The organism is Pseudoxanthomonas indica, from assembly GCF_900167565.1.
Lineage (GTDB): Bacteria > Pseudomonadota > Gammaproteobacteria > Xanthomonadales > Xanthomonadaceae > Pseudoxanthomonas_A > Pseudoxanthomonas_A indica.
In genome coordinates this window covers 896,066-916,685 of the sequence record NZ_FUZV01000002.1, presented here as the reverse complement: position 1 = coordinate 916,685, position 20,620 = coordinate 896,066, and the positions used below count along the sequence as shown (strand labels likewise).

Sequence of the window (20,620 nt, the reverse complement as noted above, 5' to 3'; positions counted from 1 at the left end):
AAGGGCGGATGGGGGCAAGCCGGCCGGTCATCCGTCCGCTTGCGCCCAACTCTTGCTTCAGACGTTCAACAACAAGAATTCCCGCTCCCACGAACTGATCACGCGGAAGAAGGTTTCATATTCCTTGCGCTTGACCGACACGTAGGCGCGGACGAAGCGCGGGCCGAGCATGTCCTGCAGCGGCGCGCAGCCTTCCAGGCCATCCAACGCCTCGCCGAGCGAACGCGGCAGGTCGTAGCCGGTTTCCTTGGCGCTGCCGGAAATCGGCGCGGTGGGCTTCAGCTTTTCGCGGATGCCCAGCAGGCCACAGGCCAGGGTGGCGGCCATGGCCAGGTAAGGATTGGCATCGGAACCGGCAAAGCGGCTTTCCACACGCTGGTTTTCCGGCGTGTCCATCGGCACGCGCAGGCCGCAGGTGCGATTGTCGAAACCCCACTGCACGTTGCTGGGCGAGACCTCGCCGAACATCAGCCGGCGGTAGGAATTCACGTTGGGCGCGAAGAACGCCATCGCCATCGGCACGTACTTCTGCAAGCCGGCCAGGTAGTGGCCGAAGATGGGCGTGAACTTGCCATCGGTCTTGCCGGCGAAGACGTTGTGACCCTTCCTGTCCACCACGCTCTGGTGGATATGCATGGCGCTGCCGGGCTCGTTCTCCATCGGCTTGGCCAGGAAGGTGGCGTAGATGCCATGGCGCATCGCCGCCTCGCGCATGGTGCGCTTGAACAGGAACACCTGATCGGCCAGCGACAGCGCATCGGCGTGGGTGAAATTGACTTCCAGCTGGGCGGCGCCGGATTCGTGGATCAAGGTATCCACGTCCAGCTCCATCGCCTCGCAGTAGTCGTACATCAGATCCAGGATCGGATCGAACTCGTTGACCGCATCGATGGAGTACGACTGGCGCGCGGTTTCCGGACGCCCGGAGCGACCGGCCGGCGGCAGCAAGGGGAAATCCGGGTCGGTGTTCTTCTGCACCAGGAAGAATTCCAGCTCCGGCGCCACCACCGGGCGCAGGCCCATGGCCTCGTACTCGGCCAGCACCCGGCGCAGCACGTTGCGCGGCGCCAGCTCGTGCGGCTGGCCGGCCTTGGTGTAGCAGTCGTGGATGATCTGCGCGGTGGGATCGGTGGCCCAGGGCACCATCCGCACGGTGTCGGGATCCGGCCGCAGCATCATGTCCGAGTCCGACGGCGAGGTCAGATCGTAATAGTCGTCCGGATAGTCGCCGGTGACGGTGGTGGCGAAGATGCCTTCCGGCAGGCGCGTGCCGTAGTCATGCGAGAACTTGTCGGCGGGGATGATCTTGCCGCGCGCATTGCCGGTGATGTCCGGCACCAGGCATTCGACTTCGGTGATGCGGCGTTCTTTGAGCCAGCGGCGCAGGGCGTGTTCTTCGGTCTGCGCGGTCTTGGCTTTGCTCGGTTTTCGTCGGGGCTGGGTCATGGTCGGCTCGGGAGGTCGGAAAGGTATGGCGGAAACTCGCAACGCCCTCACTGTGGAGGAGGACGATCCGGTTCCAGCCGCTGTTCCGTTCCCGTGCCCGGTTGCCGAGGGACAAACTGGCGCATCTGCATGCGCGCGCGGCAGGCGGCGCCGAACGCTTCGAAGATCGCCAGGTAGAACGCGTTCTCGCGCACCTTCCATTCCGGATGCCACTGCACGCCGAGCAGGAAACCCGGGCCATCGTGGCGGAAGGCTTCGATCAAGCCATCCGGTGCGGTGGCCTCGACAATCAGATCGCGGCCCAGGCGCTTCACGCCCTGGCCATGCAGCGAGTTGACCCGCACCGACGTCGTTCCCGCCATGCCGGCGAGCAGGCCACCGGGCGTCAGCGCCAGGTCGTGGGCGAGGCCGTACTGGATATCCAGCGGATCCTCCGGGCGCTCGCGGTGATCCATCAACCCCGGCTGCTCATGCACCTTCTGATACAGGCTGCCGCCAAAGGCCACGTTGACCTCCTGGAAGCCGCGGCAGATCGCCAGCACCGGCACGCCCAGCTCCACCGCCAGCGGAATCAGCGCCAAGTTGGTGGCGTCGCGGCGCGGGTCCAGCAGGTTGCCTTCGTAACTGGACTCGTCGCTGTAATGATGCGGCTCGATATTGCTCACCGAACCGGTCAGCAGCACGCCGTCCACGCCTTCGAGGAACTGGCGCAGCGGCAGCGCCGGTTCCAGCGTGGGCAGCAGCAGGGGCATCGCGCCGGCGCCGTCGACCACGGCGCGGACGTACTTCTCCCCCACGGCAAGGAAGGGGTGCGCGCCGATTTGTTTGTGATCGGTCGGCAGTCCGACCAGCGGCAGGCTGGCCATGCGAGGGGACTCGGGAGGACGTGCGGCCAACTTAACCCGGCCGTTTTATTTTTACAACACGAGCCTGCAGTGATCCGGCGCACGCCCCGCCCGGGTGCACAAATGCACCGTTATCAGGCGACGGGCTTGCCGGATGGGCCCAACTTCGTTGAGTATTCTTGACACTGGCCCGGCTCTGATAAGCTGCCGCCGGCCCTCCCCGGAAGCCCATCATGCGCCCCAGCCCGACCGCCGACACTGCCGCCGTTGCCGCGATTCCCGTTGAAGACGCGGCCACCGTGCAGGCCATCGACGGCTGCGAAATGGTCGACCTGCTGCTGCCCGACATGAATGGCCTGCTGCGCGGCAAGCGCATCACCCGCGATGCGCTGGAAAAGGTCTACAGCGACGGCGTGTGCCTGCCGATGTCGCTGATCGCCACCGACATCACCGGCAACACGGTGGAAGAAACCGGCCTGGGTTACGACATCGGCGACGAGGATCGCATCTGCCGGCCCGTGCCCGGATCGCTGCGCGCGGTGCCGTGGTCGCCGCGGCCGATGGCGCAGGTGTTGCTGGCGATGGAAGACGCCGACGGCGGCATGTTCGAAGCCAACCCGCGCGAAGTGTTGCGGCGCGTGCTGGCCCGCTATGCCGAGCGCGGACTGACCCCGGTGGTGGCGGTGGAACTGGAGTTCTATCTGTTCGACCAGCGCCCCGACAGCGACGGCCGCCCCGAGGCCACGATCAATCCGGTGACTGGCGTGCGCAACCGCAGCACGCAGGTCTATTACATGGAAGACCTCAACGACTACCGCGGTTTCACCGACGCAGTGGCAGCCGCCTGCCGCGCGCAGAAGATTCCCGCCGACACCGCGGTAGCCGAGTACGCGCCCGGCCAGTTCGAGGTCAACCTCAAGCACCGCGATGACGCCCTGCAGGCCTGCGATGACGCGGTGTATCTGAAGCGCGCGATCAAGGCGGTGGCGCAGCAACAGGGCGCGATGGCCAGCTTCATGGCCAAGCCGCGGGTCGACCAGGCCGGCAGCGGCATGCATATCCATGTCAGCGTGCTGGATCGCGAAGGGAAGAATATTTTTGCTTCGCCAGTGGATGCGCCGGCCGAGGCGCTCAAGCACGCCATCGGCGGCCTGCAGCACAACGCCAGCGACTGCCTGCTGCTGTTCGCCCCGCATGCCAACAGCTACCGGCGCTTCGTGCTCAACGCGTTCGTGCCGTTGAACGAATGCTGGGGCTACAACAACCGCACCGTGGCCATGCGCATTCCGCACAGCAACGAGGCCAATACCCGCATCGAGCATCGCATCGCCGGTGCCGACGCCAACATCTACCTGGTCACCGCCGCGGTGCTGGCCGGCATGCTGGAAGGGCTGGAACAACAGCGCGATCCCGGTCCGCCGATTACCGGCAACGCCTACGAACAAACCGAGAACCGCACGCCGTTCTGGCGCGAGGCGATCCGCGACTTCCTCGCCAGCGATTTCATCCGAACGCAGTTCGGCGCCAGGTTCCAGCACATCTACGGCCAGCAGAAGCTCAAGGAGATGCACAGCTTCTATGCCGAGGTGAGCAACCTGGAATACGACTGGTACCTGCGCGCGGTGTAAGCATGGCCGCTTCCCCCTACCCGCCCAGTTGGTACGCCGCCAGCGCCTCGCCGCTGCCGGAACAGGCGCCGGCACGCGGCGACATCCAGGCCGACGTGGCGATCCTCGGCGCCGGCTACACCGGCCTGAGTGCGGCGCTGGAACTGGCCGAAGCCGGTTTCAAGGTCGTGCTGTTGGAAGCCGAGCGGATCGGCTGGGGCGCGTCGGGACGCAACGGCGGCCAGGCCATCGTCGGTTACGGCTGCGAAGTGGACACGCTGGAACAGCTGGTCGGCCGCGACGATGCGCGCCGGCTGTTCGACTGGTCGCGCGAGGGCATGCAGCTGCTGCGCGACCGCATCCAGCGCCACGCCATTGAATGCGACTGGCGCGACGGCCATGCCAGCGTGCCGATCAAGCCGCGCCAGGAACGCCAGCTGCGCCAGTGGCAGGCGCACATGCAGCAGCAGTACGACTACCCGATGGCGTGGTGGGACCGCGATCAACTGCGCGCGCAACTGGCCAGTGATCGCTATCTGGGCGCGGTATTCGATCCGCAGTCCGGCCATCTGCATCCGCTTGACTACGCCTTCGGTCTGGCCCGCGCCGCACTCGCCGCGGGCGTGGTGATCCACGAACATTCGCCGGTGACGCGCCTGCAACGCGGTGCGCGTGCGGTGCTGCATACCGCGCAGGCGCAGGTGAAGGCGGACTATGTGGTGCTGGCCGGCAATGCCTGGCTGCACGGCATCGCACCGGAGCTGGAATCGCGGATCATGCCGGTCGGCACCTACATCGGCGCGACCACGCCGCTGGGCGAGCAACGCGCACGCGACCTGATCCGCAACGACATGGCGGTGGCCGACGTGAACTGGGCGCTGGATTACTTCCGCCTCAGCCGCGATCACCGCCTGCTGTTCGGCGGTCGCGCCAGCTATTCCACCCTGCCGCCGCCCAACCTGCGCGGCACCATGAGCCGGCGCATGCGACGGGTGTTTCCGCAGCTGGCCGATGTCGCCATTGAATATGTGTGGGGTGGTTACGTCGACATCTCGCTCAACCGCGCCCCGCACTGGGGCCGGCTGGAACCTAACGTGTACTTCGCCCAAGGCTTCAGCGGCCATGGCGTGGCGTCTACTGGCCTGGCCGGCCAGGTGATCGCGCAGGCGATTCGCGGCCAGGCCGAGCGGCTGGATGCCTACGCCCGCATTCCGCATCGGCCCTTCCCCGGCGGCCGCCTGCTGCGCACACCGATGCTGGTCGCGGCAATGGCCTGGTACAAGCTGCGCGACGTGTTGTGGTGATCGCCTGAGGCAACCGGTCGCACCCTCCTTCCCGGCGCGTATTGATCGCGATCAATGTGACAGTTCCCCCCGCCCCCTAGATTGGCCTCGCGCGCCCACCACGCGGCGCGGGAGGGATTCACCATGGCGCTGCTCATCTGGCAGGACGATCTCAACACGGGCATCGACATCATCGATACGCAGCACCAGCGCATCGTCGAGATGATCAATCGCCTGCACGTCAGCAACAAGATGATGGAGCGCATGGCCGTAGCCGAGGTCATTGACGAGTTGATCGACTACACCCTCTCGCATTTCGCTTTCGAAGAAGAGCTGATGAAGGAAGCCGGCTATCCCTTCAGCGCCGCGCACAAGCGCGTGCATGAGGTCTTCACCAAGCGCGTGGGCGAATACCGTCTGCGCTTCGAGGCCGGCGAGGACATCGTCGACGAGCTGCGCAGCATGTTGTCGCGCTGGCTGTTCAACCACATCCGCAACGACGACAAGGCCTACTCGGAGGCGGTCAGGCGGCACCTCAATGTGTTTGCCCGCGAGCACCAGCAAGGGGGCTGGTTGCGACGCACGGTGCACCGCCTGTTTGGCGGCTGAAACCTACTGCTGGGGTGGCGGCATCCACAGCAGCGCCAGCAGGGTCAGCACCGCCGCGACACTGAGGTAACCGCCTACCGAGGCCAGGCCGTAGTGCGAGGCCAGATGCGTGGCCAGCAACGGCGCCAGCGAGGCGCCGAAGATGCCGGCCAGATTGAAAGACAGCGACGCGCCGGTGTAGCGCACTTCGGTCGGAAACATTTCCGAAAGAATCGTGCCGCAGGGTCCGTAAGTCAGGCCCATGATGCCCAGGCCCAGCGCCAGGAACACGATCACGCCGGCGGTGCTGCCGGAACCGAACAGCGGCGCCAGCACCAGTCCGAAGCCGATGATCGCCAGGCTGGCGATGATCATCGCGCGGCGGCGCCCACGCTTGTCCGCATACAGCGCCGATATCGGAATGCCGGCGGCGAAGAACAGCACGCCGATCATCTGCAGCAGCAGGAATTCCTGGCGCGAGTAACCCAGTTGGCTGGTGCCCCAACTGAGCGAGAACACCGTCATCAGGTAAAACAGCACGAACGTGGCCATGGCCGCGAAGGTGCCGGCGATCAGCGCACGCGGATGTTGGGTGATCACGCTGATCATCGGCATGCGCACGCGCTCTTCGCGCTCCAGGGTTTTCTGGAAGGCCGGCGTCTCGGTGATGGTCAGGCGCACCCACAATCCGACGATCACCAACACCGCGCTGGCCACGAACGGAATGCGCCAGCCCCAGGCCAGGAACTGCGCATCGCTGAGCAGTTCGGCCAGCAGCAGGAAAATGCCGCTGGCACACAGATAGCCAATCGGCGCCCCCAACTGGGGAAACATCCCGTACCAGGCGCGCTTGCCCGGCGGCGCGTTCTCGGTCGCCAACAGCACCGCCCCACCCCACTCGCCGCCCAAGCCCAGGCCCTGGCCGAACCGGCACACCGCCAGCAGGATGGGCGCGGCAATCCCGATCTGCGCGTAGGTCGGCAGCAGGCCAATGGCTACCGTCGACAGACCCATGGTCAGCAACGCCGCCACCAGCGTGGCCTTGCGGCCGATGCGATCGCCGTAGTGGCCAAACACCGCCGAGCCCACCGGGCGGGCGAAGAACGCCAGCGCAAAGGTGGCCAGCGATTGCAGCGTGGCGACCTGGTCATTGCCTTCCGGGAAGAACAGGTGCGGAAACACCAGCACCGCCGCCGTGGCGTAGATGTAGAAATCGAAGAACTCGATGGTGGTGCCAATCAGGCTGGCGAACAGCACGCGTCCGGGCGAATTGAGCGGCTTGGGCGAATCCAGGGCAGTGGCGGGCATAAGGACCTTCGGCAGCTGACCGCCCGATTGTAGGAGGGGCTTCAGCCCCGAAGCTAGGGGCCCGCCCGCCACGCGATCCCCGCAATCCAGCCCCGTGCAACGGACGCGATGGATTGACTCCGCCCCCACCGCACAAGCGCTAGCATGGCGCCCGCCCGCCGGACCAGGAGCGCCCCCGTGGACGAAGACCTGCAAAGCCTCACCCGCGATCAACTGATCGTCGAAGTCCAGCGCCTGCGCGCCGGCATCCGCGTGCATCGTGACAGCAGCGGCCATGAGCTGTGTTGGCACCATCCGGATCTGTGGGCCTTGCTGCCGGAGAAATCCGATCCGCGTCCGAGCGTGCCCGAGTGGCCGCAGTTCCTGCGTGGCTGCATCCGCTATCGGCAATCGCTGGATGCGCAGTTGCCGGAGGCGCCGCGCAATGGCAAGGAGTTTGGAGAAGACTGACGCGTGGCGTGCAGACGTCTCCGCGCGTGTCCGGGGCCGCCGCCGCTGTGCGTTGTTGTTGACGCATTGGGAAGCTCCCGCCGGATCCTCCGGCCCGTCGACGCGGACGCCACACCTTGAACCTGTTCGAACGCGAAACCCAGCTTGCGTCCCTGCAGCGCCTGCTTGAAGGCGCACAAGGCGGGACCGGCAGCGTCGTGCTGATCGGTGGCGAGGCCGGCATCGGCAAGACCAGCCTGGTCACCGCGCTGGCACAGCAACGCGGCGGCATGGCGCTGTGGTGGGGTGGCTGCGATGCCTTGCAGACGCCGCATCCGCTGGCGCCGCTGCACGACATCGTGCGCAACCAGCCGGTCAGCTTTGGTGCGCGCATCGACACGCTGGCGCGCATGCCGCTCTTCGAAGCCGTGCTCGCCGAGCTGCAGGCCGCGCCGACCCTGTTCGTGGTCGAAGACGCGCATTGGGCCGACGAGGCGACGCTGGATCTGCTCAGGTTCCTCGGCCGGCGCCTGCAGGCCGTGTCCTGCCTGCTGGTGGTGACCTATCGCGATGACGAGATCTCCGCGCAGCATCCGCTGCGCAAGATGATGGGCGATCTGCCGCGCGCCTGCGCCACCCGCATGCAACTGCCGCGCCTGAGCCTGCACGCAGTGGAAGCCATGGCGCAAGGCGCTCTGCACGCGCACGAGGGCCTGTACGAAGTCACCCAGGGCAACCCGTTCTTTGTCAGTGAAATGCTGCAACGGGGAACGGAAGTCGTGCCGCACGGCGTGGAAGATCTGGTGCTGGCGCGCTTCGCCAAACTGGGCCCGTCAGCGCAGGAGGTGGCGCAGCTGACCGCCATCGTGCCCCGGCATATCCAGGGCTGGCTGATGGACGCCGTGCTTGCGCCGTCGGTCAGCGCCATCGAGGAATGCCTGGACGCGGGCCTGCTGATCGAACGCCAGGGCGTGCTCGCGTACCGGCATGAGCTGGCACGCGTGGCGGTGGAACGTTCGCTGTCCGGCCCGCGCGCGCAGAAGTTGCACGCGCGCGTACTCGCCGCCTTGGAACAGGAGTCCGAAACCCGCGCGCCGCTGGCCTGGCGCGTGCATCATGCGGCGCGTGCCGGCAATGGCGAGGCCGTGCTGCGCTTGGCGCCCGCGGCGGCAGAGGAAGCCCAGCGACGCGGCGCACATCGAGAAGCGGCGGCGCACTTGCGCACGGCGCTGGAGCATGCCGGGCAGCAACCGGAATCGGACCGCGCCGAGTTGCTGGAACGCCTGTCCTACGAATCCTACCTGACCGACCAGATTGCCGAATCGCTGCAGGCACGCCAGGCCGCGTGCGCGCTCTGGCGCCAGCTGGGCGACGGGCGCAAGCAAGGCGATGCCACCCGCTGGCTCTCGCGCCTGAGCTGGTACAACGGCCAGACCGCGCCGGCGCAGGCGTATGCCGATGTAGCCGTCGAACTGCTCGCCGAGCTGCCACCGGGTCGCGAACTGGCCATGGCCTACAGCAATCGCGCACAACTACACATGTTGCAGGGGACCAGCAGCGAGGCGGTCGACTGGGGCCATCGCGCTCTGGCATTGGCGCGCGAGCTGGGTGACAAGGCGATTGAAGTCCATGCGCTGAACAACATCGGCACCGCACAGCTCGATGGCGACGACGAGGCGGGCGCCATCGCATTGGAAAGGAGCCTGCAGGATTCCCTGGCCAACGATTTCGAGGAGCATGCCGCGCGCGCCTACGTGAACCTGTGCTGGGACGCGGTGATGTGCAAACGCTTCGCCGCCGCGCAGGACTGGCTCGAACGCGGCCTGGCGTACTGCGAAGCGCGCGATCTGGACGCGTGGACCGGCTACCTGGCCGGCATGCAGGCCACCGCCCGCTTCGCCATGGGCGAGTGGGAACTGGCGGCGAGCCAGGCGACCCATCTGCTGCGCACGCCGCACCTGGCGCCCATCAGCCGCATCATGGCGCTCACCGTGCTGGCGCATGTGCGGGTTCGACGCGGCGACCCGGATACCCTGCCCCTGCTCGAAGAAGTGCTGGCGCTTGCCTTGCCCACACAGTCCTTCCTGCGCATTGCGCCAGTGGTGGCCGCGCAGGTCGAGGCGGCCTGGCTCAAGGGCGATGATGCGCGCGCCATCGAAGCCACCGCCTCACTGGTATCGACCCATTCCCGATCCCGCTACCACCGCTGGTTGAACGGCGAGATTTCGTACTACGTGGGTCAGACCCCGATCGACGACGAACCTTCCGTACGCGCTGCACCCTATGCCTTGCAGCTGGCCGGCCAGTGGCGTGAAGCTGCCGAGGTATGGCGGGCCTTGGGCTGTCCGTATGAGCAGGCCCGCGCGCTGGCCGAAGGCGATGAGGAAGCTCAACGCAGCGCGCTGCAGATTTTCGAGGGTCTGGGCGCCAGCCCCATGGTCGCGCGCCTGCGCCGCGAACTGCGCGAATCCGGCGCGCGTGGCGTGCCGCGCGGACAGCGTGCGTCGACCCAGGCCAATCCGCACGGTCTGACCGCGCGCGAGATCGAAATCCTGCAGCTGTTGTGCGGTGGCCTGCGCAACGCGCAGATTGCCGAACGCCTTTCACGCTCGGTGCGCACGGTGGATCACCACGTCGCCGCTGTCTTCGCCAAGCTGGGCGTGGCCACCCGCACCGAAGCCATGGCCGCCGCGCTGGCGCTGGGCATCGTCGCCAGAAAATAGGTAGCGGCCGCGCCCAATCTGGGCAAAGCCGCCGACGCGGCGCAGAAGGGGTCTCCGTAACCTTTTCGGCACAGCAATCCGCTGTGACCACTACGGAAATCCCTCATGAACATCTCCATCAATCCCCTGCGCGCATTGGCCTGCGCCGCCCTGTGCGCCGCCGCCCTGGGCGGCCTGGCCATCGCCAGCGCTTCCACCCTGGCGGCCAACGCCACCCACCGCTACGTCATCGAGCGCAGCTTCCCCGCCGGCGCGCTGGACGGCCTGGACGCCGATGCCAAGGCCCAGGTCAACCAGACCAACGCCCGTTTCGGCGTGAAGTGGCTGATGTCCTTCGCCAATGGCGACAAGACCAAGACCTTCTGCATCTACGAAGGCCCGACCGAAGAAGCAATCCGCCTGGCCGCCAAGGCCAACCACCTGCCGGTCGACACCATCACCGAAGTCCCCGTCACCCTCGAATCCCACTGAGCCGACCCGGTGCGCGACCGCAAGGTCGCGCCACCTTCCGACATTTTCTCCGGAGACATTCCCATGCCCCGTTACATCATCGAACGCAAATTCCCCACCGGCCTCAACATCCCCATGAACGAAGTCGGCGCCCGCGCCTGCCTGGGCGTGGTCGCCACCAATGCCAAGGAAGGCGTCACCTGGGTGCACTCCTACGTGAGCACGGACAAGTCCAGCACCTTCTGCGTCTACGACGGTCCCGATCCCGAAGCCATCCGCCGCGCGGCCGGCGACAACAACCTGCCGCTGGAGCGCATCACCCAGGTGAACGTGCTGGCGCCCTACTTCTACCGCTGACGCCGAGGCCACGATCATGTCCCGCTTACTGACCCTGCTTTATGGCAGCGCGAGCTACGCGATATTCCTGGCCACGTTCCTGTATGCCATGGCCTTCGTTGCGGGCGTGGGCGTGCCCAAGCACATCGACAACGGGGCCAGCGCGTCGCTGCTGGCCGCGTTGGCGGTGGACCTCGCCCTGCTGACCCTGTTTGCCGTGCAGCACAGCGGCATGGCGCGACCCGCGTTCAAGCGCTGGTGGACGCGCTTCGTACCGCAGGCGATTGAACGCAGCACCTTCGTGTTGGTCAGCAGCCTGGTGTTGCTGCTGCTGTTCTGGCAATGGCGTCCGCTGCCGCAGGTGGTCTGGCAGCTACAGCCCGGCTGGGCGGAATGGTCGCTGATGGCCGTCTCCCTGCTCGGCTGGCTGATGGTGCTGACCAGTTCGTTCACCATCAACCACTTCGAACTGTTCGGCTTGCGCCAGGTGTGGCTGTTCGTGCGTGGGCGCGAGGCCAAGGATGAACCCTTCGTACTTCGCGCCATGTACCGGATTGTGCGCCATCCGTTGATGCTGGGCTTCCTGATTGCGTTCTGGGCCACGCCGTCCATGACGCTGGGGCATCTGCTGTTTTCAGGCGTGGTCACCGGCTACATCTTCGTGGCGGTGAAGTTCCTCGAGGAGCGCGACCTGGTGGCCGCGCATGGGGAGGCGTATCGGGAGTATCAGCGGACGGTGCCGATGCTGGTGCCGGGCATCAAGCGTCGCTAGATCGTCAGCAAGCAACGCTACCCGTCAAACGCCCGTCTGCGCGGCCCTGTGCAAGGCAGGGCCGCGCTTCGGCAGCACCCTACTCTTCCTTCAACTTGACCTTTTTCTGCAATGCCTCGCTCAAGGCGGCGGACACGTCCGACCCAGAGGCATCCAGGAACTCATCAAGATACTTCAGACCACGCGATGGCTTGCCCACCTCGGCGAGCGTGAAGACAAACGCCTGCTCTGTCGCCGGCGGATTCGGCAGGACCAGGTGGGCGTACTTCCACCTGTCTTCCCAGCTCAGGCCCTGCAGGTGATCCTTGGCACAGGTCGTGGTCACCGCGCGGAATGTGTCCACGTCCTTGGCATCTTTGCGACTCTTGCGCCGCTCGCGGTCACCGGGGGTGTCGCAGTCGATCGAAGCGACCACCAGGTCAGGAGATTTCCACGGCGTGCCGGAACCGTCGGCATTGCGGCCAAAGGCCTCGATCCTGAAAGTCGCGGCGAGCGAGACATCGCCGCCGTCATGTGCCGGCTTGCCTGGCTGCAGCCCGGCAAGTTCCTCGGCATACGGCAGCACGCGCAGGTAGTCGGCTTGCTGTTTCAGCCGCAGGCCCAGGGTCAATCCCACCTTGCCATCCAGGCACCGCGCGCGCCCGGCTTCAACATCAGCCGCTGGGGCGCTGCAATGGACGCGCTGCATCAGGACACAGGACTCGCCGTCCTTCCACAAGCGCCCATCGAGCATGTTGGCGTAGACCGGTTCATTGGCGGAGGTGGCCGTGTACTTCTTGATCGCCTCCTTCGCCCGCTTGCTGACGGCACCTACCGCGCGTTCGAACAGCCAGGTGATGATGATGCCGCCGACAGCGGCCACCAGAGGCGCCACCGGCGGCGTCGAGGTGGTGGGTGTTCCGGGTGGCGCAGCGCGGCATTGCTCGGCAATGGGCACGTTCGTCCAGGGGTGGTCACTCGATATGTGGCTACCGGGACGGAACTGTGCAACTCGGATATCCGTGTAGGCAACCCGTTTTGCGTCTTGCGCATGGCCAGTGCCGGCAAGACAGACGAGCACGGCGGTGCAAACTGCGAGCAACAAGGCTTTCATCGCGACTCCCCCTGAGTTGGTTGAACTGCAAGCACTTCCTGATGCATCGTTTCAACGGTTCCAGCGATTCCCCGAAGCCGCGCCCCTACATCGCAAGCAGCTCTGCGAAACGAATCGGCTTGTCACCTAGCGAAGTCTCCAGGTACGCGTACTGCTTGATCCCATCCAGCCAGGCGAAGTAGCTGGCTTCCGACACATGTCTCTTCGCCGCCGCAAGCACGGCGTCACAACGCGATGGCGACAACAGGGGAAGAGGCTGACGGTCGGGCGTGTAGATGCCGGAGTAGTCTCCCTGCAGCACGAGCGCGCCATGCCAGACAACTTCGGATTGCGCGTCGGTTACCAGCTTGGCCAACTCCAGGACCCGTCCCGAGAGCAACGGGTAAGCGTCCAGCAGCCAGCAGTAGATCTGCGTAGTCCATTTCGGGCAGCGTATGGCGAAGACTGAGCCGAGCCAGCTGTCGAGGTCGTCCTCAGGCAGGTACTTCGCGCACAGGAACATGGCCGCAGAAGAATCTCCGCAGGCCACATGCCACTCGAAGGCAGCATCTCTTCCGCCGGCGAAAGGATCCTCAGGCGCCGGTACTGCCAGCTGATCGCCTTTCCAGCGCGAAGGATCCATGAGGCACCGGCCCAACGTCTGCATCGCGTCATCCGCAAACCCCGCATACCCCCCTTCAATGCCACGAGGATGCACGGCAATGAACGCGGCGACCAAGTGCTGGAACAGGCTCTCGTAGGATCGTTCCGCATGGCGGGGGATGAGCTGCGCCAACAGGTAGCGATACCAGAGCGTCCACTCCTGCATCGGGCCAAAGCAGCTGTTTCCTGACGCGATCTCCCCCAGCGGCCGGGTCAGTTGCTCGAGCGAGCAATCATCGAGATTTCCACGCAGGTCATCGAACACCCGCCGCCTATCGGCCATGAACCAGGCTTCGCCCATCGGCTCAGCCGGGCGTCGGAAATGATCGCGCATCGTCTCGAGGCAGCGGGTATCGGGGCCGACACCAGGCTGCCAAAGGTATGGCGGCGAGCTGCTGGATCGCGAATTCTTGTGATGCTGTGACATAGAGGGTTCCTTCCCAGCTAAATGAAAATATCTGGCTATCCCGGCAGGTGTGATCGAATCAACTCAACCCTTTCAGTCATCTGCTCGACCGAAGCTCTGACCCGCTCGCGCCGCTGCGCATCGCCACCCGCATCGTGCGTCGTCCCGCGCTCCCGCCCCGCACCCTCAAACGTCGCCAGCTGCGGTGGTCCAATCCCCCAGTCACTGCCCTGCTGCCGCGGCACCACGTGGAAGTGGAAGTGCGGCGTTTCCTGCCCGCTGTACACGCCGTTGTTCTGGAAGGTCAGGATGCCCAGTGGCTGGTAGGACTTCACCAATGCTTCGGCGACGCGCTTGGCCGCGATCATGATGGCCCTGCATTCGTCATCGGAAAGATCCAGCAGCGTCGCCACATGCCGGCGACTAATGACGCAGCACTGGCCCACTTCGAACTGCCAGGGGTTGATGATCGTCAGGGTGTGTTCGCCCACTTCGATGACCTTCCAGGTCTCCTCGCGCGCGGTCACTTCGCACAGGTCACAAGGATCTCTGGTGGGAAGTTGAATCATCTGTCCTCCGAGGTGGCTGCTTTCGCGCGTTCTACACGTTGAGGCCGCCAGCGGGATCTTACGTTATCCCTCGCAGGCGGTCTTCCCGGAGAAGGTTGACGTGGGTTTCACAAATGCGCACACACGCTCGGCTTCCATTACACGCTGCCGCCGAGTCCGTCATGCAAACTGTCGCCGCTCATCGCAAGGCCCGTGGTTTCGCTCTCGTCCTCTGTGTTCTGGCTGCGGCCACTGCCTTCCCCAGCAAGGCGGCGCACTTGGAGTACGTCACGGGGGTGGACGGCACCATCACCGACGTGACCTCGCAGCGCATCCTGTTTTTCGTGGTCGAGGATGGGCGGCCGGTATTGCGGGTCTACAACCGCGTGACCGGCAGCCTGCGCACCGTGCCTGACCAGACCGGCCATACGCCCGGCTACGAAAAGCTCACCGCGCGCGGCATCGTCTACGGCGTCACCGAAGACGATGAGAACTCCGTCTATGAGTGGAACGGCGGCACAGCGCCCATATGGAATGACGGCACGCCGCGCGGCATGTTCGTCAGTCCCAACAACAAACGCTACGTCATCTGGCCGACCTGGCGCCCGGGCCGCTATCTGAACCTGCGCGACGTGCAGGACTACAAGGACACCTTGATCGGCAGCGGCAAGGTGATCGACACGGCCGATGTCACCGACTCGGGCGAAGTGGTGTTTAGCGAGGGACCCGCGCCCTACAACATATTCCGCTACCGCAACGGGCAGACCGTGCAGCTGACCAATGACGGGTCGCACCACTTCAATCCGCTGACCGATGGCATCAATGTGGTCTACCGCAAGCAGGTCACGGACTCGAGCTGGCGAATCGTCATGTACAACGACACGCTGGGCGAAGTGGTGCTGCGCGATACCAGCTCGGACTATTTCAGCCCGCACCTCGATTACTTTCCCAGCAATGGCTGGGTCGCCTTCACCCGCCCTGCCGTGCCCACGGGCACCTCCTACCGGCGGATCTATCAGCGCTCGCCCTCGGGCCAGGTGACGACCGTGTCGCCGGCAGGCGTCGACGCCTACATCCTGGCCGCGTGGAGCGGACAGGTGATGTACGTGAGCAAGGGCTATCTGTACCTGGCCCGACCCGGCGCCACCCCGGTTCTCGTCGCACCGTATGCGGAAGGCACCGGCAGCGCGTACCTGCAGGGTGTCTGGTACGTGCATTTTGGTGGGGGGTTGTATCGGGTCGCGCTGTAGATGTTGCTCACAAGGCAACGATCGTTGCTCTTCTTGCAACACCGGGCGAGGCCGCGCTCGCGAAGCACGCCCTCACCCCAAGTTGATCCAGGTCGCCTTGATCTCCGTGTATTTGTCAAACGCATGCAGCGACTTGTCGCGTCCGTTGCCCGACTGCTTGTAACCACCAAACGGCGCGGTCATGTCGCCGCCGTCCCAGTAGTTCACCCAGACGCTGCCGGCGCGCAGTTTGCGGGCGACGCGGTGGGCGCGGCTGATGTCGCGGGTCCAGACGCCGGCGGCCAGGCCGTATTCGGTGTCGTTGGCCATGCGCAGTGCCTGCTCTTCATTGTCGAAGGCGATCACTGACAGCACCGGTCCGAAGATCTCTTCGCGCGAGATGGTGTGCTCGTGGGCCACGCCGTCGAACACGGTCGGCTCGATATAGCAGCCGCCGCTGACGGTGTCGGCGCGCTTGCCACCCAGCACCAGTTGCGCGCCTTCGGCCACGCCCTTTTCGATGTAACCGAGCACGCGTTGGGTCTGGCCTTCATCGACCATCGCGCCCATCGGTGCTCCGGGGTCTAGCGGATGGCGCGGCTGCATGCGGCGGCCGGCTTCCACCACGCGGGCGACGAATTCCTCCTTGATCGATCGCTCCACCAGCAGGCGCGAGGCGGCGGTGCAGACTTCGCCCTGGTTGTAGAAGATGCCGCTGGCGGCGGCTTCGGCGGCGGCGGCCAAATCCGGCGCGTCGGCGAAGACCAGGTTGGGGCTCTTGCCACCGCATTCCATGTAGGCGCGTTTCATGTTCGACAGGCCGGCGCATTGCAGCAGGCGCTTGCCGACCGCGGTCGAGCCGGTGAACACCAGCCCGTCCACATCCATATGCAGGGCCAACGGCTCGCCGGCTTCCTTGCCGAAGCCGGGCACCACGTTGAACACGCCGGCCGGGATGCCGGCCTGGAGCGCCAGCTCCGCCAGGCGGATGGCGCTGAGCGGCGATTTTTCCGATGGCTTGAGCACCACCGAGTTGCCCATCGCCAAGGCCGGGGCGAACTTCCACGCCGCCATCAGCATCGGGAAATTCCACGGCACGATCGCGCCAATCACGCCCAGCGGCTCACGGGTGACCAGGCCCAGTTCGTCCGGGCCGGTGGAGGCCACTTCACCGTAGATTTTGTCCAGCGCTTCGCCGGTCCAGCTGACGCAGCGAATCGTCGCGGCGACGTCGACATTGCGCGCGTCACTGACCGGCTTGCCCATGTCCAGGGCTTCGAGCAGGGCCAGTTCGTCGGCATGCTGTTCAATCAAGGCGGCGAACTTCAGCAGCACCTTCTTGCGGTGGGTCGGCTTGGCGCTGGCCCAGCGACCGTCTTCGAAGCTGCGGCGGGCGGCGGCGACGGCGCGGTCGATGTCTTCGCTGCTGCCTTCGGCCACCTGCGCCAGCACCTTGCCGTCAATCGGACTGATGCAATCGAAGGTCTTGCCGCTGGCGGCGTCGACGTACTGGCCGTCGATGAAGGCCTGGCTGCGGAAGTCCAGCATGGCGGCGTGGACTTGCCAGTCGTCGAAGGTGCGGGGGGCGTTCATCGGTGTGGACTCCACTTGATTGGGCATGGCGGGGTTGCCCCCATCCCCCCTTCGGGGGACTTCCCCCGCAAGCGGGGGAAGGAATCTTCAGAACGTGGCCGGCGTGTTGGCGCTGACTATCACCGCGTCGATGTCGCCGATATTGCGGAACCTGTGTGGCACCCGGCTTTCAAAGTAGTACGCCTCGCCGGGGCCGAGCACGCGCATCTGCTCGCCCACCGTCACCTCGACATGGCCGGCGATGATCACGCCGCCTTCCTCGCCGTCGTGGCGCAGCATGGTCTCACCGGTGTCGGTGCCGGGCGGCATCACTTCGCGCAGGATGCACATCTGCCGTTGCGGGCGGTGCTGGCCGACCAGGAAATAGTGGACGCCATTGCTGCCCACGTCCGGTTGATCCGCCGCCGGGTAGAACGGGTTGTCGGGCAGGCCGACATCCAGATCCAGGGTGAAGAAGTCGGCCAGCGAGATCGGAATCCCGTCCAGCACCTTCTTCAGCGAGCTGACCGAGGGGCTGACCTTGTTCTGCTCGATCAGGGAAATGGTGCTGTTGGTCACCCCGACCCGCTTGGCCAGCTCGCGCTGGCTCAGTTGCTTGGATTTCCGGACCAGTTGCAGGCGCGCGCCGATGTCCATCCCGATAGGCATACCGCTGCGAATGTTGCGGATACTTTACACCGAGGCAGCGGCATTGATAGCCCTGTCGCGCCGGTTGTAAAGTTTATTCAACGAGGTAAGCTGCCCCCACCCCCGCCAACCGGAGTCGCCATGAGCGCAGACGCCTCTCCCTCCTCCCGCGCCCTGGCCGAGCATTACAGCGCCCAAGCCCAGGCGGCGCCGGATTCGATGAAGGCCTTCTGGATGCCCTTCACCGCCAACAAGCAGTTCAAGGCCGCGCCGCGTCTGCTGGCCAGCGCCTCGGGCATGCATTACCGCTCGGTCGATGGCCGCGAGGTGCTCGATGGCACCGCCGGGCTGTGGTGCTGCAATGCCGGCCATGCGCGTCCGCGCATCGTGGAAGCGGTGAAGCAGCAGATCGAGACACTGGACTTCGCCCCCAATTTTTCGATGAGTTCGCCGCTGCCGTTCGTGCTGGCCGAGCGCCTGGCCGAACTGACGCCCGGCGATCTCAATCATGTGTTCTATACCAACTCCGGATCCGAGTCGGTCGACTCGGCCTTGAAGATCGCCCTGGCCTACCACCGCGCGCGCGGCGAAGGCCAGCGCACCCGCCTGATTGGCCGCGAGAAGGGCTACCACGGCGTCGGCTTCGGCGGCATCTCGGTCGGTGGCCTGCCCAACAACCGCAAGTGGTTCGGTCCGTTGTTGCCGGGCGTGGACCACCTGCGGCATACGCTGGATCTGGAGCGCAATGCGTTCTCGCGCGGCCTGCCGCCGTCAGGCATCGAGCTGGCCGAGGATCTGGAACGCATGGTCGCGCTGCATGATGCCTCCACGATTGCGGCGGTGATCATCGAACCCATCTCCGGTTCGGCCGGTGTGGTGATTCCGCCGGACGGCTACCTGCGCCGCATCCGCGAAATCTGCGACAAGTACGGCATCCTGCTGATCTTCGATGAAGTGATCACCGGCTTCGGCCGCGTCGGCCACGCGTTTGGCTCGCAACGCTTCAATGTCACCCCGGACATCATCACCGCCGCCAAGGGCATCACCAACGGCTGCGTGCCGATGGGCGCGGTGTTTGTCTCGGAGAAGATCCACGATGCGTTTACCCATGGCCCGGACGGCGCCATCGATCTCTTCCACGGCTACACCTACTCCGGCCATCCGCTGGCCTGCGCCGCCGCGTTGGCGACGCTGGATACCTACGCCGAAGAGAACCTGTTCGATCGCGCGATCGAGCTGGGCGATTACTGGGAAGACGCCATCCACAGCCTGCGCGGGCTGCCCAACGTCATCGACATCCGCAACTTCGGCCTGGTCGGCGCAATTGAACTGGCGCCGCGGCCCGGCGCTCCCGGCACGCGCGCCTACGAGGTGTTCACCCGCGCCTTCCACGAAGGCAATCTGCTGACCCGCGTTACCGGCGACGTGATTGCCCTGTCGCCGCCATTGATTGTGGAGCGCCAGCACATCGACCAGATCTTCGGCATCCTGAGCGACATCATCCGCACCACTGCCTGACCGCCCGGCGCTCCCCACGCGCACCCAACCCGCAACGGAGAGAACCATGCTGATCGGCGTTCCCAAGGAGATCAAGAACCACGAGTACCGCATCGGCCTGACCCCGGCCGGTGCGCGCGAACTGGTCTCGCACGGCCACCAGGTGATGGTGCAGAAGGATGGCGGCAAGGCCATTGGCCTGACCGACGATCAGTACAAGCGCGCAGGCGCGGAGATCGTCGACACGGCGGAGGAAATCTTCCGCCGCGCCGACATGATCATCAAGGTCAAGGAACCGCAGCCGGCCGAGTGCGCGATGCTGCGTTCCGGCCAGGTGCTCTACACCTACCTGCACCTGGCACCGGACCCGGATCAGACCCGCGCCCTGCTCGCTTCCGGCGTTACCGCCATCGCTTACGAAACCGTCACCGACAGCCGTGGCGGTCTGCCGCTGCTGGCGCCGATGAGCGAAGTGGCAGGCCGCATGTCGATCCAGGCCGGTGCGCATGCGCTGGAGAAGGCGCAGGGCGGCTCCGGCATCCTGCTCGGCGGCGTGCCGGGCGTGAAGCCAGCCGAAGTGCTGGTGATTGGCGGCGGCGTGGTCGGCCTGAATGCCGCACGCATGGCGATGGGCCTGGGCGCACACGTGACCATCCTGGATCGCTCCATCGACCGGCTCAAATACATCGACGAGCTGTACGGCGATCGCCTGACCACCATCTACTCCACCCGCGATGCGATTGAAGAGCGCCTGCCCTACACGGATCTGGTGATCGGCGCGGTGCTGATTCCCGGCGCGGCGGCGCCCAAGCTGGTCTCGCGCGAGCAGCTCAAGTCCATGCGTGCGGGATCGGTGCTGGTGGACGTGGCCATTGATCAGGGTGGCTGCTTCGAAACCAGCAAGGCCACCACCCACCAGAATCCCACCTACGAAGTCGACGGCATCATCCACTACTGCGTGGCCAACATGCCCGGCGGCGTGGCGCGAACGTCCACTTTCGCGCTGACCAACGCCACCCTGCCGTTTGCCGTGCAGCTGGCCAACAAGGGCGCACGCCGCGCCCTGCTGGACGACCCGCATCTGCTCAATGGACTGAATGTGCATGCGGGCCAGGTGACGTACCGCGCCGTCGCAGAAGACCTTGGCTACCCCTACGTTCCCGCAGCGCAAGCGCTGGGTTGATTCCCGCACCACCGC

Annotated in this window: 19 protein-coding genes; 11 read left to right on the top strand and 8 right to left on the bottom strand. The window is 65.6% G+C overall.

The window, feature by feature from the left end:
- Window positions 1–57: 57 nt before the first annotated feature.
- Both B5X78_RS14820 and B5X78_RS14815 read right to left on the bottom strand, forming a co-directional pair.
- A complete protein-coding gene (locus B5X78_RS14820) occupies window positions 58–1,446 on the bottom strand; it encodes a glutamine synthetase family protein (protein ID WP_079725274.1) in 1,389 nt (462 codons plus the stop codon).
- 47 nt (window positions 1,447–1,493) lie between these two features.
- The gene (locus tag B5X78_RS14815) at window positions 1,494–2,312 is read right to left on the bottom strand and encodes a gamma-glutamyl-gamma-aminobutyrate hydrolase family protein (protein WP_079725273.1); all 819 of its coding nucleotides are present in this window, start codon (window positions 2,310–2,312) and stop codon (window positions 1,494–1,496) included.
- A gap of 212 nt (window positions 2,313–2,524) precedes the next feature.
- Between B5X78_RS14815 and B5X78_RS14810 the strand changes: the two genes are divergently transcribed.
- The 3 genes from B5X78_RS14810 (at window position 2,525) to B5X78_RS14800 (ending at window position 5,790) form a co-directional block, all read left to right on the top strand.
- Entirely contained in the window at window positions 2,525–3,919 is a 1,395-nt protein-coding gene (locus tag B5X78_RS14810) for a glutamine synthetase family protein (protein ID WP_079725272.1), read from the top strand.
- A gap of 2 nt (window positions 3,920–3,921) precedes the next feature.
- A complete protein-coding gene (locus B5X78_RS14805; protein WP_079725271.1) occupies window positions 3,922–5,202 on the top strand; it encodes an NAD(P)/FAD-dependent oxidoreductase in 1,281 nt (426 codons plus the stop codon).
- 123 nt (window positions 5,203–5,325) lie between these two features.
- Window positions 5,326–5,790, top strand: coding sequence for a bacteriohemerythrin (locus B5X78_RS14800; protein WP_079725270.1), 465 nt, complete (start codon window positions 5,326–5,328; stop codon window positions 5,788–5,790).
- Between the two features lie 3 nt (window positions 5,791–5,793).
- Here B5X78_RS14800 and B5X78_RS14795 read toward each other — a convergent pair whose 3' ends face one another.
- Window positions 5,794–7,077 (bottom strand): MFS transporter, encoded by a 1,284-nt coding sequence (locus B5X78_RS14795; RefSeq protein ID WP_079725269.1) that lies wholly within the window; start codon window positions 7,075–7,077, stop codon window positions 5,794–5,796.
- A 177-nt stretch (window positions 7,078–7,254) separates the two neighbouring features.
- Between B5X78_RS14795 and B5X78_RS14790 the strand changes: the two genes are divergently transcribed.
- From B5X78_RS14790 to mddA, 5 genes are all read left to right on the top strand, one after another.
- Complete coding sequence (locus B5X78_RS14790) at window positions 7,255–7,527, top strand: hypothetical protein (RefSeq protein ID WP_079725268.1); 273 nt, start codon at window positions 7,255–7,257, stop codon at window positions 7,525–7,527.
- 116 nt (window positions 7,528–7,643) lie between these two features.
- Window positions 7,644–10,229, top strand: a complete 2,586-nt coding sequence (locus B5X78_RS14785) for an ATP-binding protein (RefSeq protein WP_079725267.1) — start codon at window positions 7,644–7,646, stop codon at window positions 10,227–10,229.
- A 105-nt stretch (window positions 10,230–10,334) separates the two neighbouring features.
- Window positions 10,335–10,700 carry a DUF4242 domain-containing protein gene (locus B5X78_RS14780; RefSeq protein ID WP_079725266.1) on the top strand — a complete coding sequence of 122 codons (366 nt, stop codon included), beginning with the start codon at window positions 10,335–10,337 and terminating at the stop codon, window positions 10,698–10,700.
- Between the two features lie 63 nt (window positions 10,701–10,763).
- Complete coding sequence (locus B5X78_RS14775) at window positions 10,764–11,036, top strand: DUF4242 domain-containing protein (RefSeq protein ID WP_079725265.1); 273 nt, start codon at window positions 10,764–10,766, stop codon at window positions 11,034–11,036.
- A gap of 16 nt (window positions 11,037–11,052) precedes the next feature.
- Window positions 11,053–11,787 (top strand): methanethiol S-methyltransferase, encoded by a 735-nt coding sequence (gene mddA / locus B5X78_RS14770; protein WP_079725264.1) that lies wholly within the window; start codon window positions 11,053–11,055, stop codon window positions 11,785–11,787.
- A gap of 79 nt (window positions 11,788–11,866) precedes the next feature.
- On the opposite strand, the gene B5X78_RS14765 is transcribed toward mddA, so the two are convergent.
- The 3 genes from B5X78_RS14765 to B5X78_RS14755 form a co-directional block, all read right to left on the bottom strand.
- The gene (locus B5X78_RS14765) at window positions 11,867–12,880 is read right to left on the bottom strand and encodes a hypothetical protein (protein WP_139381580.1); all 1,014 of its coding nucleotides are present in this window, start codon (window positions 12,878–12,880) and stop codon (window positions 11,867–11,869) included.
- A gap of 85 nt (window positions 12,881–12,965) precedes the next feature.
- Window positions 12,966–13,856: a hypothetical protein gene (locus B5X78_RS14760; protein WP_217698679.1), complete on the bottom strand. Its 891-nt coding sequence runs from the start codon at window positions 13,854–13,856 to the stop codon at window positions 12,966–12,968.
- A 128-nt stretch (window positions 13,857–13,984) separates the two neighbouring features.
- A complete protein-coding gene (locus B5X78_RS14755; protein WP_079725261.1) occupies window positions 13,985–14,497 on the bottom strand; it encodes an HIT family protein in 513 nt (170 codons plus the stop codon).
- Between the two features lie 257 nt (window positions 14,498–14,754).
- On the opposite strand from B5X78_RS14755, the gene B5X78_RS14750 reads away from it, so the two are divergent.
- The gene (locus tag B5X78_RS14750) at window positions 14,755–15,726 is read left to right on the top strand and encodes a TolB-like translocation protein (protein WP_079725260.1); all 972 of its coding nucleotides are present in this window, start codon (window positions 14,755–14,757) and stop codon (window positions 15,724–15,726) included.
- A gap of 72 nt (window positions 15,727–15,798) precedes the next feature.
- Here the strand turns inward: B5X78_RS14750 and B5X78_RS14745 are convergent, their stop codons facing one another.
- On the bottom strand, window positions 15,799–17,298 hold the full coding sequence (locus B5X78_RS14745; RefSeq protein WP_079725259.1) for an aldehyde dehydrogenase: 1,500 nt from the start codon (window positions 17,296–17,298) through the stop codon (window positions 15,799–15,801).
- A gap of 87 nt (window positions 17,299–17,385) precedes the next feature.
- Entirely contained in the window at window positions 17,386–17,946 is a 561-nt protein-coding gene (locus B5X78_RS14740; protein ID WP_229730739.1) for a cupin domain-containing protein, read from the bottom strand.
- A 120-nt stretch (window positions 17,947–18,066) separates the two neighbouring features.
- Here B5X78_RS14740 and aptA point away from each other — a divergent pair, with 120 nt between their 5' ends.
- Together aptA and ald are read left to right on the top strand one after the other, a co-directional pair.
- Entirely contained in the window at window positions 18,067–19,443 is a 1,377-nt protein-coding gene (gene aptA, locus B5X78_RS14735) for an omega-aminotransferase AptA (protein ID WP_079725257.1), read from the top strand.
- Window positions 19,444–19,489: 46 nt separating this feature from the next.
- Window positions 19,490–20,605, top strand: coding sequence for an alanine dehydrogenase (ald, locus tag B5X78_RS14730; RefSeq protein WP_079725256.1), 1,116 nt, complete (start codon window positions 19,490–19,492; stop codon window positions 20,603–20,605).
- Window positions 20,606–20,620 lie beyond the last annotated feature (15 nt).